We start from the raw sequence: 16,702 nt of genomic DNA, 5'->3' as shown, positions 1-16,702 counted from the left end.
CACTTTTTCATTTCGTTCAGTTTAAATCATACACAGACGGGTTACAAAACCGAAGACACTTTCATTGTATCTTGGCAGCCAGCTCTGAGCGTTTTTGTTCATTCTGGCGACAGCCGTTTTGATTATCATCATTGCGGCACACGCTTGGAGCGCACAAATCTGCCAAACCATACCATCACCTGGGTTTGTCACTTAACAATAACATGTCGATGTCAATGAAAGAGATAATTTCAGTTAGTTGTTGATGCCATTGGCCATTGCATGATCGCTGAATTTCTCGTCTACGGGTATAATCTATATACGATAACAAGAATTAATCGCATTCTTATTATTGTTAGAATAATAATCATACATACAAAGGGGAATAAGAGATGAAATTTTTTATCAGAATGATGACAACGTTGCTCATCCTGTTTTCCGGGTGTCCCGGTCTTTCAGCCGCCGAAGGGGAATTTGATCCGGCTGAAATTGCCATTGGAGAACGTTTGTTTCTGGAAACCCGCTTTGCCCAGTTCTTTGCTGTACACAACAGTGGCGGCGATACGACAATGGATGTTACCGAAACAACCGGCAGCCCGCTCCCGGGACCGTTTTCCGGGCAATCTATGAATTGCGCAGCCTGCCATCTTGTCGATCAGCACCTTGATACTGAAGATGGCGGCATGCGCACCTATGCTGATTTTGCACGGCGCAGTCCGTTACAACCGCGCGAAGATGGCAGAACGCATGCTGTACGCAACAGCCCGCCGCTGGTTAATGCGTCGCTGCCACGCAAGAAGCGCCCGGGGTTCAAAGGCGGTGTCATGTTTCACTTTGACGGTGAATTCGCATCCCTGCATGATCTGGTCAAAGCCACTTATACCGGCCGCATGGCTGGATGGTTACCCGGAGAAAAGGACGAAGCAATCAGACACTTTGCCCATATCATTCGCAGCGACGACGGACAGGGAGAGCTTGCCCGAGAATTCGGCGGCGCATATGCAGTCATTTTAAAAGGTACCGACCCGTCAATACCGGAAGCATTCCGTTTACCGGAAGAATTTCGAATTGATGTTGAAACGGCCAGCGACGAGGTAATATTTGACGCAGTTACGCGCATTACGGCCGCTTATGTCGAAGATCTGCAATTTTCAAGAGATGAGGACGGAAATTTCAATTTGACACCTTATGATGTGTTTCTGGCAAAAAACGGTCTGCCGCAAAAACCGGCAAAAGGTGAAAGCGATGCTCACTACAGTCAGCGGCTGTCAAAACGAATCAGCCGGTTGCAAAACCCGCAGTATGTTACCGAACAGGATGACGAATTTGTCTTTCATGACCAGCCGTTCGTTTTTGGACCTGAAGAACTGGCAGGTATGAAAATTTTTTTCAATGCAGCAACGCACGGACAACTTGGTGCAGGCAAGGCAGCCAATTGCATTGCCTGTCACCAGGCGCCGAATTTTACGGATTCTGCGGTGCATAATACCGGTATCACTCAAATTGAATATGACAGTATTCATGGTGAAGGTGCATTTTCCACCATGTTCATTCCGGGTCTTGCCGAGCGCCGCAAGAATCCCCTGACATATCTGCCAGCGACTGAAAAACATCCGAACGCAATGGAGCCCTATCGTGCCATACCCGACATCAGCCATCCCGAGCGCATCGATCTGGGTGTATGGAATATTTATGCTAATGCGGATTTTCCAAAAACACAGATAATGCTAAGTCAGTTGCTGTGCGAGGAAGCGCGCAAGGATAAAAACCGGCAGCCGCATTTTTATACTGATACACGGCGCCATCCGTGTGCTGCAGAGAATCTGCTTGATCGAAGTATTGCCATGTTCAAAACACCCGGACTTCGCGATCTGGAGCATTCGGCACCTTTTATGCATAACGGGCAATTCGACACACTTGAAGACGTCATCGAGTTATATAGACAAACTGCCGCGCTTGCACGTAACGGACAATTAAGAAATGCGTCACCGGATCTTCTGGATGTTCACATCCATGAAAACGATGCTGCCCCACTGGCAGCTTTTCTTCGTGCATTAAACGAAGATTATGAATAAGTTACGGACGAGGTAATCGTCTGTCCGCATTTCCCGTTGGCCGGAAACTCTCAGCCGAAAAATGAATGCTGAGTGTTCCGACCCGTCTGAAGTAGATTGCATGATGGCCCTGCCGCTTTTTTCACGAAATGTCATGCTGCTACGACAGTCACACAGATACATTTTTTTGATGGCGACAATTCAAGATGCTGCAGCGCAACCTGAAAACAATGTCGACATAACTTACAGTTTACTGGTGTTAAAAATTGTCAGCCAGCAAACTTTCAGGATAACCATCTGATTATAAGCCAACTTAATTTTCTGGCATATTTCTTGCATTTAGCTCATATATATTTATTCAAACCATCATCATGTAAATAATCTACGAGTATTATCTGGAGGAAAATATGAATAATAAAAATATAGTTAAAACAACTATTGCCACCTGCCTGCTGGCGGGCTCAGTTGCGGCGCATTCGGCAAATATTTTATTTGCCCATGTAGATGATTACGGTGCTTATGTCGACGATGGAAACCGCATAGCCCAGTTTTTGGCTAACGCCGGACACACCGTTACAACACGCTTTCTTGATGCCGCCATCTACTCTGACTATTCGTCGTTTGATCAGGTATTTGTGTACGACCTGTATGCGGGTACTGATCTAAATGCCAACCAGGTGCAAAACTACAATAATATTGGCGACTGGTACAATGGCTTGACCAACCAGAATCTTATTCTCGATGGCCGTATCATTTCATCTGATGTAACCTGGACGAACGCGAATGGCATGTCTTCAGAAGAAGCATGGATTCAGAATTACGCACAACAGCTGGCACTGCGCGGCGGGGGACTGGTGCTGGGTACCGATCATTATTCTTTCCAATCGGGTATTAACAACATTAATGACCGAATCGGCGTTGGCCAGTTCAGCGGAATTTTCGGCGGTTATCCAACGTCACAGGCAGTTGTCGATCCGCTGTCACCACTATTTGTTTCCGGCCTGGATGCCTGCCGTGCCGATCCCTCGACCTATTGCATCAACGACAACTCCACAACAGGTTTTGTCGCGACGGGTCTGCAGGCGAATGGCGACACTTTGACGCCCGGCGCTTACCATGGATCGAACATTGATGCATGGAATTTTGCTGCCGTTTCCCATAATATGGGAAGTATTACTTTCGGCACATGCGGCGGGCCGGGCCAGCCGTCCTGCACCGTTCAGTCACCATCCCCCCTCATGTTACTGATACTGGGACTGGCCACGTTTGGACTGTTCAGACACCGTTTTGCCTGACAGGCCGATAAAGTCCAGCCAAAAGGCCGCCATACGAACAATAACGGGCAGCAGTGCGGCAAAAACTGATACGAGTGACTCATAAAGATATCCAGTATCGTGCTGTTAAACTCTCAAAACAGCGCGATAATGGATATCGCCAGCTTTTAACCTGGCAATGGCCGTGTTGGCGTCAGCCATATCAAAAACCTCAACGACGGGCTTAATATCATGCAGGATCGCAAAGTTCAGCATTTTCGCAATTGTTGATGGATCACCAACCGGAGAACCTGAAACCGACCGCTGCTGCATAATCAGATCGAAGACGTTCAGGTCCAGCGGCTCCAGTGTGGCGCCGACAAAATGCAGGCGGCCTTTGGCCGCCAGCGTGCTTAAATACAGGTGCCAGTCCAGCTTGACATTTACTGTAGAAATAATCAGATCGAAACGCCCTGCAGCTGCTTCAAGTGCCGCCGGATCACGGGAATTGAGCGTTTGATGAGCACCCAGGCCCAATGCCTCCTTGCGTTTGGCTTCGCTGGTTGTAAATGCCGTTACCTCACATCCCCAGGCATTTAAAAACTGCAGCGCCAGGTGACCTAACCCACCAATTCCGATCACTGCAACTTTGTCTGTCGGCCTGACATCAAACTGCAACAAAGGGTTGAATACCGTCACACCACCACAAAACAAAGGGCCTACGATTTCCAGATCCATTGCGTCCGGAATCTTTACAATACTGTTTGCATCTGCATACACCTTGTTGGCAAATCCGCCATGGCGGCCCACAATTGTCTGTTCAGCCGTTGCACAGAGATTATGATCGCCCGTATTGCAGGCGGCGCAATGATTGCAATAACCCGAGTGCCAGCCAAGCCCTACCCGGTCGCCAATTTTCAGTGAAGTCACATTGCGTCCGACTTTTGAAACTGTGCCGGCGACTTCATGACCTGGTACAAGCGGATACGTGCTCATTCCCCATTCATTGTCTATCATGCTGATGTCGCTATGACAGATACCGCAATAGGCAACTTCTATTTCAGCCTGATAATCGCCCAGTGCGCCAGGATCGTATTCAAATGATTGCAACACCTGTTTTTCTTCCATTGCAGCATAGGCCTTAATCATGTCAATTGTCCTCGTTGTCAGATTTTATGTATCCCAAAAATATAAGTATCGGTGTTGTGCATGCCAGAAAGCAAATGCCATTACACTTCGTTTACCCGGGAAAGACAGAAAACACGTTGTATCCTGGATGTATCTGGGCATCAATTAATTATACAGAAAGCAACTTTTAAGCCGGGACATACATTAAACGCTAGTAAAGGCGGATTCTTCAGTTGTTCAACCGCGACAGCTCGATGATGATTTCGGAACCGGTTGCCCGTTTTGTGTAGTCCCGCATTGCATGTTTAAAAATGATTTGTCCTTTACCGGGAGCGATGATATAGGTCGCTGGCACGTTCAATTCGCTAGTGTCGAAATAACCTTCGACATCGCCAATTATGTCCAGATCATTATAGATCTGCGTTATCTCCTGGGTGGCAAAATATGTCATTCCGAGTTTTTTACCGAAATCGTTTGTCAAATCTGTGACCAGAACCGCCGCTTCTGATGAGAAAGTCGATTCCTCGGGCGTTTCTCTCGTAATGACCACGATCTCACACCCCAGTTGTTTGAAGGATTTTGCCATGCCGTTAATCATCTCCATTTGAGCGCGACAGTACGGACACCAAGAAGCCCGCATAAAGGCGATGAGCAGTGGTTTTGTCTGGTGAAATTCACTGATTTTCTGTTCACGGCCGTCGAAAGTCCTGATTGTTACATTGGGCAGGATGCTGCCTACCGGAATAATTTTTCGCTCAATTCTTTCGTTGAGAACTTCGATGGCACGAAGTTTCAAGTGTTCGGTTTTGGATAACATAATCTGATCCTCTGTCAATTGATGCTGAATGATGTTTGTCTGTAGCTGAGCGTATACTTGCTGGCCAGCGTTAATCCTTCATCTGATGTTGAGAAATGACAAGAAAACGTGGAAGAGTCAACACCGGATTTAGTTCGAAATCAGCGTATCTTTCGAAAGCAATCGCGTACTTCTTTAACAAAGATTTGCGGCTGTTCAAACGCCGCGAAATGGCCACCTTTATCCACGAGATTAAAATGGATCAGATTGTTAAACCGTTTCCTGGCCCACCGTTCCGAGGTCTTGAAAAACTCTTTCGGAAAAATACTGCATCCGACCGGTAGGGTAACGGGTTCATTATTGTTCACACTGCTGACAAAGCTTTCCCAGTAGAGGCGCGCCGAGGAGACGCCGGCGTTAGGCAACCAATACAACATGACGTTGTCAAGCAACTCGTCAAAGGTAACGACGCTTTCAGGCTGTCCATTACAATCCATCCATTGATAGAATTTCTCAATGATCCAGGCAGCCTGACCTATGGGTGAATCGGCCAGAGCGTAACCAAGTGTTTGTGGACGTGTCGTTTGCTGCTTGGAGTAGCCCGAATCCTGTTCCTGATAAAATTCAACCGCTGCCAAAATTGATTTTTCAAGTGCACTCAGATCATCCATCGTATCAGGGTCGGGTTTGACCAGCGGCATGGTCAGATGAATGCCTTTACAGTTTCCTGAATTCTGTATGCCAATCATCGTAGTTACGATGGCTCCCCAGTCGCCGCCTTGCGCAAAATACTGGTCGTAACCCAAACGCACCATCAGCGTGTTCCAGGCCGTGGCGATTTTTTCTACCCCCCAACCGGGTATTGTAGGTTTTCCCGAAAAGCCAAATCCGGGCAAGGATGGGCATACCACATGAAATGCATCTTCCAGATTGCCATTATGCGCGACAGGATCCGTCAAAGGTGAAATAACTTTCTGGAATTCAACAATCGAGCCTGGCCACCCATGGGTTAGCAATAGCGGTTTTGCATTGCTATGTGGTGACCGGATATGCAGAAAATGTATGTCAAGTCCGTCAAGATTGGTGGTATACCCTGGCCACTGGTTGAGTTTCTCTTGCCGTGCCCGCCAGTCATATTGATTTAGCCAATAACCATGAAGCCTTTGCATATAGGCCAGTGGAACGCCTTGCGTCCAATCATCGGGCGTTTCTTTGCTGGGCCAGCGGGTCAGCTTAAGCCGTGCTTTCAAATTGCTAAGCTGTTCTTCGGTAGCGTTAATTTTAAATTCGTGAATTTCGTTCATGGTTGTTTTCCTCGTTAATGTTAAGCCAGTCGAATCTTTCAGCGTTATTCCGCAGCGTATCAACTTTATGCACATCCGGTGTTTTTCTGCATTGAATTAAACTGGTAGCGCCGGTCATGCATGCTGCCTATTGGCGATTTTGTTCAAACTGGATTTTTTCTGCCGGTTTTGGAGAAGCGCGCTGTTCCCACAAGCTTGCCTGATATTCCTTCACATCTTCTATAAAACGCTCGGGATAAACATTGCGAAACTTATGTTCATCTTTCGGAATGATGCCCACCATGAAATCTATCATGGCTTGCGGGTCAAGCTGCAATTCATCGCCACTAAAGCGTTTTTGCACATCACGAATCGGTTTTTCCGGTGTAAAATTTTTGGCGGGGTCATACCATTGGTCCAGCGTGTCATACATGCGGTCATTAAAGCCGGTGCGGAACGGGCCTGGATTGATGGTGGCGATCTGAACACCTGTGCCTTCCATTTCCTCGCGCATCAATTGAACAATAGCCTCCAGCGCATGTTTAGAAGCTACATAGGGCGCAAGAAACGGGAAAGTTGAAAACCCGACAATCGAAGAAGTGAAAAAAATCTTACCATAGCCGCGCCTGGCAAAAACTGCAGCAAAACGTTGTGCCAGTGCCAATGTATTGAACACATTGACTTCAAAGACATGGCGAACTCTGTCAACCGGTATTTCAGCAATCGGTCCGGTTTCGCCTGTGGCGGCATTAGGGCAGAAAATATCAATTTTTTCTCCATACTTACGCAGGATGTTGTCGTGATCATCCTTGTTCAGGTAGTCCAGTTTTTCAACAGTGAGTGCTACGCCAGCCTGCCTGGCATCGCTTATCAAAGTGCTCGCCTGCGGCCAGTTCTCAACGGTTGCGATGACCTTGTGCTTGTTTTTTGCCAGCCCAATTGCGGTACCATGGCCCAGGCCGGAACCTGCGCCTGTTATCAAGATTGTCTTATTCATTTTTCAGTCTCCTTTGATTGAATGGTTTTGTTAAATGATTTTTGAGCCCTTGTGAATGACCGGCGCACCATCCAGAATATCTTCCAGCTGTTTAATTGCATGAACCAGATGCGGCGTTTTCCAATGCTTGCGCTCTTCTTCAGCATTTATCCATTTTTCATAGGATACAATTGTGTTGGTATCGTGGTTTTGGTCATGCACGAAAAAATATTCCAGGGCACCCGGTTCTTTACTTGTTTCCAGGGCCAACGCCTCCAGTATTCTCTTCAAATCGCTCAGGCGGCCTTCCTTTGCCGTGAATACGGCAATCGTATAAAAATGTGCGTCCATCTTTAACTCGCTTTCATCAAGTAATCAGGGTTTCCAAACAGTTTGTCTAAATGTGCTTGGAAGCGCTTGAAATCATTGTCGATATCTGCGTTTTTCATGACGTCAAAACAGGCAAACATCTCTAAAGGCGCCATACCGAAGAAGCGGAAATTCATATGCATCGGGAATAACAGGTCATCCACACTTTTACCCTGAAAGAGATATTCGCTGGGATTGTTAAACGCTTCTTCGGGCGCGTTGAAGGTGAGGGACAGCATATATTTCTTACCAGTCATCGTACCGCCCGTACCGTAATTTTCTTTTGGCGCTTCTGCACTACGACCGTCGCCAACGGTCAAAGCACCACGCATTCCTGCTGTGTAAACCTCGTCCATGTATTTCTTAAAAGACCATGGCACCATCATCCAGTTTACGGGCATCTGCAAGATAACCACATCGGCCCATTGATGTTTTCTCAGTTCTTCCTCCACACCATAGCTTTCTTGCGAGATGGTGGTTTTGACTTCATAGTTGTTACTTCTGAAATAGCTGTGCGCCTTTTCAAATAACGACTTGTTTAAAAGCCCTTCTGCCAACGGATAATATTGGTGTCCATTTATCATTAAAATGTTATTCATATACCCTCCTATTCATCAATTTCTTGTAAAGTTTATGGCGCTTGGTTACAATAAGCAACCAGTTACTTTTTTGTAACCTATTTTATTTAAGAAGAAGGAGTTTTTTTCGATAATGGGAAAAATGGAATTTCACACAGATATCACGAGACAGCGTAAAGCGTTGGATCCCTGTTTTGAGCCATGCCCGATTGAACGTGGCATGCGCGTTATTGGAGGGAAATGGACGGGGTCAATTTTATGGCACCTGAAAGATCATCCAGTTCGTTTTAATGATCTGGCCAGACAACTCGGCGGTGCAAGTAAAAAGGTTCTCAATGATCGCCTCAAACAAATGGAAGAAAACAAACTGATCAAACGAGAAGTGATCAGCACCAAACCATTTGCAGTATGTTACGAAATCACGGATTTTGGCCGAACAGCCTTGGACTTCCTGGAGGCCTTAAAAGACTGGTCACTAGAACACAGGATATAAAACATTCACTAAGATCACATCATTTTTATCAGCTTCAAGCATACACCTGATTTGACTGAATAGTTACTATGCAATCATAGCGTGTCATTTGTTTCTTCTGTCAACACCCAGCAATCGAATTCTTCAGTAATTTCGAACCCCACACTGGCATAAACACAATTCGATACACGCATCAAATGATAAATTTCAATACTGCATCCAGAAACCGGGGATCATGTATTTTTACAAAAGAAAACGGCAACCGGACTTATAAAATACTCAGCCATGCAGCAAGACCGGTTAAGGTTACAAGTAATACCGGAACAGTCAATACAATACCTACTTTGAAATAATATGCCCATGTGATGACCATTTGCTTACGCGCAAGAACGTGCAGCCACAGCAACGTTGCCAAACTGCCGATCGGTGTTATTTTAGGTCCCAGATCACATCCAATAATATTGGCGTAAATCATGGCTTCCCTGACCATGCCTGTTGCCACGGATGCATCGATAGACAACGCACCAATCAGTACGGTGGGCATGTTATTCATAACGGATGATAAAAAGGCTGTCAGAAAACCGGTTCCTAAAGTTGCACCCCATACGCCGTAACCGGCAAAAAAATCCAGTAAACTGGTGATGTAACCGGTCAAACCTTCGTTGCGCAAACCATACACCACCAGATACATGCCTAGCGAAAAAATAACGATTTGCCATGGTGCATCAAGAATTACCTTGCGCGTATTTATCACATGACTGCACGCTGCAACGGCAAGCAGTATTAGAGAACCGGTCACCGCAACCAAACTGACCGGCACACCAACTGGCTCGAGACCAAAAAAACCAATCAGCAACAATACCAGCACCAGCCATCCGGCGCGAAATGTGGCAAGGTCACGTATCGCTTCTCTGGGTGCCTTGAGCTGATAAACATCATACTGAACGGGGACACTACGATGAAAATATATAAAAAGCACAATCAGACTTGCGCTTACGGAAATGACATTAACGGGAATCATGACTGCGGCGTACTCGGCAAATCCCACGCTGAAATAATCGGCGGTTACTATGTTTACCAAGTTGGACACCACAAGCGGCAAACTCGCTGTATCGGCGATAAAGCCAGCCGCCATGACAAAGGCAAGTGTGGCAGCAGGACCGAAGCCGAGCGCCAGCAGCATCGACATCACGATTGGCGTCAGAATTAAAGCCGCACCGTCATTAGCGAAAAAAGCAGCCACTGCTGCACCAAGTAATCCAATATACGCAAACAGCAAACGGCCGTTACCGCGCCCCCAACGCGCCACGTGCAGCGCGGCCCATTCAAAAAAACCCGCTTCATCAAGCAGCAGGCTGATAATAATGATGGCAATGAAGGCCGTCGTCGCGTTCCAGACTATTGCCCAGACCACCGGGATGTCACTGAACTGCACCACATCAAACAGAAGTGCCGCTACTGCTCCGATCAGGGCACTCCAGCCAATACTCAAACCATTGGGCTGCCAGATGACCAATACAAGCGTAACGATAAAAATAATAGCAGCAATCAGCATGTCGCTATGCTCAAAAAAACGTTAATGACTTTCATCCGGAATGGTGCTGTATAAAACGCAGGTTTACAATGCTGTCCAGCGCTGCTTTTAAAGCAGAAGTATTTCGGCGCAATTCATTCAACGGCAATGCCAGAAAAGCTTCTATACCCGAACGAAGCGTCCTGTATGTGTGCATAAATGCCGCATCAATTTCATCTTCAGAGCCCGTGGCTATTGCCGGATCGTCAACACCCCGGTGCGTGCGCAGTCCAGTGCCAAGATAAACTGGACAGGCTTCACCAGCCGCATTACCGCATACGGTTATCACGATATCTGGCGCGGCTGGTAGGCTGTCCCATGATTTACTGAAAAGTCCCTCGGTGGAAATACCTTCACTTTCGAGCAACACCAGTGATTGCGGATGAACCTGACCGGCGGGCTTGCTACCTGCACTCATGGCTTGCCATTCATCAGGCGCAAGATGGTTGAAAACAGCTTCGGCGAGAATGGAACGGCAGGAATTCCCCGTGCAAAGAAACAATACGTTCATGATCATGCGCTGCAACAGGAACTGGTTTTAACTGGAACTGGCACATCCTTCCCAAATGTAGGAATCGTTGTCAGCGAATGAAACGCTTCCCATGCAATGCCTTGCGGATCAACCGTCCAGTATTTGTTGGATGTCGCATAACAGCACTGTGCGCTTTTTTGTTCAGTGGCTGACAGGCCTGCCTGAACGAGGCGTTGATTTATTTCATTCAATGATTCATCGGAGTCCGCCTGTATCCCCACATGATCAAGACCCGGTTTTGCACCACGTGCTGATATTGCAAAATTAATCAAAGGATCATCCAGCATCCATTTGGCGTAATCGGTCTTGCGGATTACCGGTTCAGTACCGAATAATGCAGAATAAAAACGGATATTAGCCTGCAAGTTATCGACGGCAATATGTACATGAAAGCGTTTCATAAACAACCTCCCTGATTCAATAAAAGAAAAAAAGTGACTAGCTACGTGTTTCATCACAGTCAATTTCAACCGTGTTGCATGGGATGCCGGCACAGCAATTCTCGGTAAGAAAACTCAACAGTGAATTCATGGTTGCAAAATCCGCCGAATAATAAATGAAACGACCTTCATGTCTGGCTACAACCAACTCGGCATGGACCAGTTCTTTAAGATGAAACGATAAAGTTGCATTCGGAATATCCAGCTGTTTTGCCAGCTGGCCCGCCGGTAGTCCTGACTCTCCAGCCTGTACCAATAACCTGAATATCGTCAGGCGCGTTTCCTGCGCCAATGCACCAAGCGCTCTGATTGCCAAATTCATTTCCATATTTCCAATATAGTGGAAATAATAATGGGCGTCAAATCTTCTGATGACGATCATCATTCAACCACTCCTGATTTTGGCCTGCATCGACTGAATGGCAGAGATGAACCTCAATAATTTTGTAAATAATGCAGCAGCAACATCACTCGGTCTCTGATTATCGTGGTGCGGTAATCTCCACGTGAAATAACCGAAGCGCTGCCGACGTGTTCCGTTGTCCAGTTAAGCGCAATAAATTCAAATGCTGCATCCCTGTAGCCAAGCCACTTACGTTGCGATGCGCGCAGTGCGTTTTGCATTTCTTCACTCAACTGATCCATCAGCTGGCTGTATGCCTGATTCAGTTCCTTGTCCAGAAATTGTTCATATGCCGCGTACGCTGTCAGATAATCCTGCGTCGTTTGTGCAATCTGTTGAATATCCCGTTCATAGGTTTGTGCGCGGCTATTGAATTCAGCGATATAATCCGGCGCATCCGGATTATCAAGCGCCAATGCAGCACCACTTAAGCAGCCAAACCCGCCCAGCAAAACCAGGCCACAAATACAGTAAACCAGATAGCCGTTCAATCTGCCGTGTATTCTGTTACCAGTGCTCATAGATATTGTCGGCATAAATTTTCCACTCGGCGTTGCGCCGGTTGATGAGCCCCTGCATCACTCTGCCCTGAGACTTTTTCCACGCTTTCCATGCTGCTTCCAGACTGGGATAACTGGTCTGTGCAGACGGATCGTTGACCAGTTTGAGTGCGGAAGAACTGCCGAAATTTCCAAGACCGATGTTGAATGCCAGTATCACCAAGGCATCGAACTGATTTTGCGATAAATCAGCCGTCACCTTGTTATTGACACCATCAACAAACGGCTCCAGATCCTGCTCAAATAACATTCTGGCCTGTGCCTTGGTAATTCCCTGTTTATACGTATCCCCCGATCGCTTCCATTCATCCCGGCTGATCAGATGCCCGTAGCCGATTGTCGCACCCTTGACCCATCCCGAAATTTCCGCACCAGTCTGGTCATCATACGGCCTGGCTCTGAATGCCTCGATCGACATAAGCAGCTGCAAACCGTCATCACTCATTTTATGGCGAACAGATTGTTGCATAATTGATCTCCTGAATTTTGTCTCGCTGACGCACCCTGAGGCTCACGACCAGACCGTCTGGAACCTCCGGAAATCTGGATCAACTCAAGGGCTGTTCCAGCACCATAATACAATATACACTGTAATGCGTCAGTCGGGTTTATACTGTGTTGAATGAGGAGGAGACGTATGACAATTGAAGGAATGAATCACTTTACCGTTATCAGCAGCGATCTGGAAAAAAGCAAAGCATTTTATTCCGAAATACTCGGACTGCACGCAGGTTACCGTCCGCCAATGGACTCGACAGGAGCCTGGCTTTATGCAGGCGATCAGAAACATTCCATTCTGCATATCATGGCTGAACGACCGATGCCGGAACAGGCGCCAGGCGTCATTGACCACATGGCATTTACCGCTTCTAACCTGCAGTCGGCAATCGATACACTGAAGCAGCACAATATCGCCTACAAATTGAACCGAATGCAGGAACTTGGTGTCTGGCAACTGTTTTTCTATGATCCGGATGGCGCCAAAATCGAGCTGGATTTTGCTGCTGAGGAACCCGCGCCTGTCGAGTAATCGATGTTGCCAATCAGTTCGTTTGTTTACAAGTGCTTATTTGTATAAAACTTTCCGGCAGACTCTCAGCGCAGCAGAATAACGGGAATATCCGACTGGGTAATCAGCAACTGCTGCTCCAGGTCTGTAAGAAATGCACTGTCATTTTCCAGAAGCAGGATGCGCCCATGAACCTGCTGTATCACCTGTAAAATCTGCTCGGCAGAATTGATCGACAATCTGGTCAGGCTTATTTGCAATGAAGGATCCCGAACATTATTTTGAACAGACTCGCACAGTTGCTGATATTCAGAATCATCAACAGCAGGCAGCACGATGATTAACTGATTATGGTCTTCACGGGCCAACTCAATCGCCAGTGCAAGTGCACGCTGACCGGTTCTGTCTCCGGTATAAACAACCACGACAGGCCGCTCAATACTGCTGCCATACTGCAACACGGCCAGATTGCACCGGGCAGTCGATAGTACCAGCCGAGTAATGCTGCCGATTTTCCGGCTTTTCAGCAACAATTGTGTATTTTTTCCAATAACAAGCAAATCTGTCTGTTGCGATGCATCGCACAGCATTCTCGCAACATTCCCGCGCATGACACTAAAGGTAATTTTAATCTGATTCTCTCGCGCGATAGATTCAACCAGTTTGCGTAGTTGCGCGGTCTGCGTCTGCAGCGAACGCTCCATGGCCATAACATTGATTGAACGACCCACAGGCGCGCCGTAAATCACCTCGCGCACAAATGGCAGTTCAGCAACGTGCAGCAAATCAATATCCTCGATAAACAACACGTTGAGCTCCGCGTTAAAGTGCGTAGCGAGTGTGATACCGGCCTGCAGTACATTCCGGCTGGATGTGCTGGCATCCAGTGCCACCAGAATTCGACTAATCAGTACCTTTTCCATTGTCACCTGATATATCTTTGTCATGCTTGGCCAGATTCTGCCGGATTTTCTCTAAATGAGACAAACGCGCTTCTACCTGGCTGTTAACGTGCTCAGCCGTTTCACCCGTCAGAATTTCCATCGCTTCGTCAACGGTATTGTAGGCATAGACAGCAAACTGGCCGGCTTCACAGGCTTCGATGACGTCGGCACGCAGCATCAGGTGCATTCTGTTACTGGCCGGTATCAACACACCCTGGCTGCCTGACAGACCTCTGAATCTGCAGATATCGAAGAATCCCTCAATTTTTTCATTCACACCGCCAATGGCCTGTGATTCACCACGCTGATTGACAGAACCCGTTATCGCCATACTCTGCAAAATGGGCAGATTCGACAAAGCAGAGAGCAGACTGCATAACTCCGCCATGGATGCGCTGTCACCTTCAATCCTGCCATAGGATTGTTCAAAAACCAGACTGGCTGAAAGTGACAGCGGATAATCTTTGGCATAACGTTCAGCCAGAAAAGATGACAGAATGAACACACCTTTGGAATGAATTGCGCCGCCGAGCTTTGTCTCCCGCTCTATGTCGACTACTTTTCCACTGCCAAGGCGCGCTGTTGCAGTAATACGTGACGGCATGGCAAAGCTGACATCGCCCAGCTGCATGACAGCCAGTCCGTTTATTTGACCGACCTTGGCACCATCCGTATCAATCAACAAAATACCGCGGTTTATCGCCTCGTGCAGTTGCTCGCGTATGCGGTCGCCACGATAGAATTTTGCATCAATTGCACGCTGTACATGCTCACGGCCGACAACAGACTGACTCGATTCGGCGGCATAGTAATCGGCTTCACACAGCACCTCGGAAATGGCAGTCACATTAATCGACAGTTTTTCAGCATCGCCTGCCAGCCGGGCACCATGCTCAATGATGCGCGCCACCGCAGAACACTCAAACGGCCTCAAGTTGTTGCGATGCAGCATACCTGCGATCATTCGGGCATACACGCGCTGATTCTCAGAAGTACGCTCCACACGCTCTTCAAAATCGGCAGCTATTTTGAATAACTGCTTGAATTCGGTATCGTAAGCATGCAGCAAATAATAAAGCATACGATCACCAATCAGCACGACCTTGATTGTCAGCGGAATCGGTTCTGGTTCAAGACTTACGGTATTGACCAGACTGTAAATCTGGCCAAGCGACTGTATCTTAATTTCCCGCGAGATCAATGCACGCTTGAGTCCTTCCCACGCATAGGGCTGCGTCAACAGCTTGAGGGCGTCGATGACCAGATAACCACCGTTTGCCTGGTGCAGGGCGCCCGCTTTGATCAGGGTAAAATCAGTCTGCAACGCGCCCATATGCACAGTGTGTTCAACCGCACCGATCAGGTTCGCATAATTGGGCAAATCGGTAAACACTACCGGCACACCGCCGTCGTGCTGGGTGTGGTCGACAATGATATTGACTTCATAACGACGAAAGGCGGGCATTTTCATGAGCGGCATATTCATATGATCCTGCGCATCTTCATCCCGTCGAAAATTCTGGAGATTTTGAATCACATCCTGCTGTACTGCTTCCAGGTAATTCTGAATGACCGAATGGTCCTGGTATTTGCGCTTCAGTTCATCAATCAGGTGGCCGGATGCGAACATGACGATTTCACGATTGAGTTCCTTGACTTTGTTTCTGGCCTCACGCTGCCACTGCGGCTGCATTCGCAAAATGCCGGTCAGTTTCTCCTCAAGTGCATGAATGGTTTTTTCAATCTGCCGTTTTTCCTGTTCAGGTAATTCATCAAATTCCTTGGGCTTGATCACTTCGTTGTTTCTGATCGGCGCGAACGCAAAACCATGTGGCGTACGCAGCAGACGCATATGACTGGCTTCGGCTTCTTCATTAAGTTGCCCGAAAGCAGACTCGATTGTCTTCTTAAGCTCGTCATCGATTTCCTGCAATCTCAACCGGTATTCGTCTGTTTCAAAAGCCCCTGGAATCGCGCTGCACAAATCTTCGACCAATTGATGCATATCATCGCGAAAAATCAAGGCGTGCTCGCTGGTCAGGCTGATCGCAATGGGTTCGGAAGGCTTCTCAAAATTGTTGACGTATACCCAGTCAGGTGGGGTTTCCCGTGATTTGGACAATGACTCCAGGTATTCCCTGACAACAGCATGCTTACCAAGACCCGGGGGGCCCAGCACAAACAGATTATAGCCGTCGTGCTGTATATTTACACCAACATGCAGCGCCTGCATGGCACGATTCTGACCAATGATTTCCGGTAAATCCTTGAGTTGATCCGTTGTCTCAAAATCGAACCGGCTACTATCGCAGGCGGTGTAAAGTTGACTCTTGTCTAATGGTTTTTTCATGCG

At 47.4% G+C, this 16,702-nt stretch carries 18 protein-coding genes; 4 read left to right on the top strand and 14 right to left on the bottom strand.

The features are described from left to right. The first annotated feature begins 371 nt into the window (after positions 1-371). Entirely contained in the window at positions 372-2,054 is a 1,683-nt protein-coding gene (locus BMY62_RS00870) for a cytochrome c peroxidase (protein WP_090655207.1), read from the top strand. A 386-nt stretch (positions 2,055-2,440) separates the two neighbouring features. Beyond that, positions 2,441-3,328 (top strand): hypothetical protein, encoded by an 888-nt coding sequence (locus BMY62_RS00860; RefSeq protein ID WP_090655202.1) that lies wholly within the window; start codon positions 2,441-2,443, stop codon positions 3,326-3,328. A 105-nt stretch (positions 3,329-3,433) separates the two neighbouring features. Here BMY62_RS00860 and ahr read toward each other — a convergent pair whose 3' ends face one another. From ahr to BMY62_RS00830, 6 genes are all read right to left on the bottom strand, one after another. Beyond that, on the bottom strand, positions 3,434-4,435 hold the full coding sequence (gene ahr, locus BMY62_RS00855; protein WP_090655199.1) for an NADPH-dependent aldehyde reductase Ahr: 1,002 nt from the start codon (positions 4,433-4,435) through the stop codon (positions 3,434-3,436). Between the two features lie 208 nt (positions 4,436-4,643). After that, positions 4,644-5,231 (bottom strand): redoxin domain-containing protein, encoded by a 588-nt coding sequence (locus tag BMY62_RS00850; RefSeq protein WP_090655196.1) that lies wholly within the window; start codon positions 5,229-5,231, stop codon positions 4,644-4,646. A gap of 140 nt (positions 5,232-5,371) precedes the next feature. Beyond that, on the bottom strand, positions 5,372-6,514 hold the full coding sequence (locus tag BMY62_RS00845; protein ID WP_090655193.1) for an epoxide hydrolase family protein: 1,143 nt from the start codon (positions 6,512-6,514) through the stop codon (positions 5,372-5,374). Positions 6,515-6,641: 127 nt separating this feature from the next. Next, positions 6,642-7,490, bottom strand: a complete 849-nt coding sequence (locus BMY62_RS00840) for an SDR family oxidoreductase (protein ID WP_090655191.1) — start codon at positions 7,488-7,490, stop codon at positions 6,642-6,644. A gap of 30 nt (positions 7,491-7,520) precedes the next feature. Beyond that, positions 7,521-7,820 carry a putative quinol monooxygenase gene (locus BMY62_RS00835; protein ID WP_090655188.1) on the bottom strand — a complete coding sequence of 100 codons (300 nt, stop codon included), beginning with the start codon at positions 7,818-7,820 and terminating at the stop codon, positions 7,521-7,523. 2 nt (positions 7,821-7,822) lie between these two features. Beyond that, on the bottom strand, positions 7,823-8,437 hold the full coding sequence (locus BMY62_RS00830) for an NAD(P)H-dependent oxidoreductase (RefSeq protein WP_090655186.1): 615 nt from the start codon (positions 8,435-8,437) through the stop codon (positions 7,823-7,825). 112 nt (positions 8,438-8,549) lie between these two features. Between BMY62_RS00830 and BMY62_RS00825 the strand changes: the two genes are divergently transcribed. After that, positions 8,550-8,909, top strand: coding sequence for a winged helix-turn-helix transcriptional regulator (locus tag BMY62_RS00825; protein ID WP_090655183.1), 360 nt, complete (start codon positions 8,550-8,552; stop codon positions 8,907-8,909). 247 nt (positions 8,910-9,156) lie between these two features. Here BMY62_RS00825 and BMY62_RS00820 read toward each other — a convergent pair whose 3' ends face one another. The 6 genes from BMY62_RS00820 to BMY62_RS00795 all read right to left on the bottom strand — a co-directional run bounded on the left by BMY62_RS00820 (position 9,157) and on the right by BMY62_RS00795 (position 12,865). Further along, positions 9,157-10,443 (bottom strand): arsenic transporter, encoded by a 1,287-nt coding sequence (locus tag BMY62_RS00820; protein WP_090655180.1) that lies wholly within the window; start codon positions 10,441-10,443, stop codon positions 9,157-9,159. Between the two features lie 31 nt (positions 10,444-10,474). Further along, positions 10,475-10,972, bottom strand: a complete 498-nt coding sequence (locus tag BMY62_RS00815) for an arsenate reductase ArsC (RefSeq protein WP_090655177.1) — start codon at positions 10,970-10,972, stop codon at positions 10,475-10,477. A gap of 2 nt (positions 10,973-10,974) precedes the next feature. Then, positions 10,975-11,394, bottom strand: coding sequence for an ArsI/CadI family heavy metal resistance metalloenzyme (locus BMY62_RS00810; protein WP_090655174.1), 420 nt, complete (start codon positions 11,392-11,394; stop codon positions 10,975-10,977). A gap of 37 nt (positions 11,395-11,431) precedes the next feature. Further along, on the bottom strand, positions 11,432-11,761 hold the full coding sequence (locus tag BMY62_RS00805) for an ArsR/SmtB family transcription factor (RefSeq protein ID WP_090655326.1): 330 nt from the start codon (positions 11,759-11,761) through the stop codon (positions 11,432-11,434). Positions 11,762-11,868: 107 nt separating this feature from the next. Beyond that, positions 11,869-12,372 (bottom strand): lysozyme inhibitor LprI family protein, encoded by a 504-nt coding sequence (locus BMY62_RS00800; protein WP_090655323.1) that lies wholly within the window; start codon positions 12,370-12,372, stop codon positions 11,869-11,871. After that, a complete protein-coding gene (locus BMY62_RS00795) occupies positions 12,344-12,865 on the bottom strand; it encodes a lysozyme (protein ID WP_090655171.1) in 522 nt (173 codons plus the stop codon). The genes BMY62_RS00800 and BMY62_RS00795 overlap by 29 nt, the downstream gene beginning before the upstream one ends. Before the next feature lie 168 nt (positions 12,866-13,033). On the opposite strand from BMY62_RS00795, the gene BMY62_RS00790 reads away from it, so the two are divergent. Continuing rightward, complete coding sequence (locus BMY62_RS00790; RefSeq protein ID WP_090655168.1) at positions 13,034-13,426, top strand: VOC family protein; 393 nt, start codon at positions 13,034-13,036, stop codon at positions 13,424-13,426. Between the two features lie 65 nt (positions 13,427-13,491). Here BMY62_RS00790 and BMY62_RS00785 read toward each other — a convergent pair whose 3' ends face one another. Both BMY62_RS00785 and BMY62_RS00780 read right to left on the bottom strand, forming a co-directional pair. Then, positions 13,492-14,328 carry a universal stress protein gene (locus BMY62_RS00785; RefSeq protein ID WP_177170249.1) on the bottom strand — a complete coding sequence of 279 codons (837 nt, stop codon included), beginning with the start codon at positions 14,326-14,328 and terminating at the stop codon, positions 13,492-13,494. Beyond that, positions 14,309-16,699: a Lon protease family protein gene (locus BMY62_RS00780; RefSeq protein WP_090655160.1), complete on the bottom strand. Its 2,391-nt coding sequence runs from the start codon at positions 16,697-16,699 to the stop codon at positions 14,309-14,311. Before BMY62_RS00780 ends, BMY62_RS00785 begins: the two co-directional genes overlap by 20 nt. Positions 16,700-16,702: the final 3 nt, after the last annotated feature.

The sequence above is a fragment of the Nitrosomonas marina genome (genome assembly GCF_900111605.1).
Classification (GTDB): domain Bacteria; phylum Pseudomonadota; class Gammaproteobacteria; order Burkholderiales; family Nitrosomonadaceae; genus Nitrosomonas; species Nitrosomonas marina_A.
The sequence above is the reverse complement of the archived record's forward strand: the minus strand, read 5'-3'. Positions and strand labels throughout refer to the sequence as shown.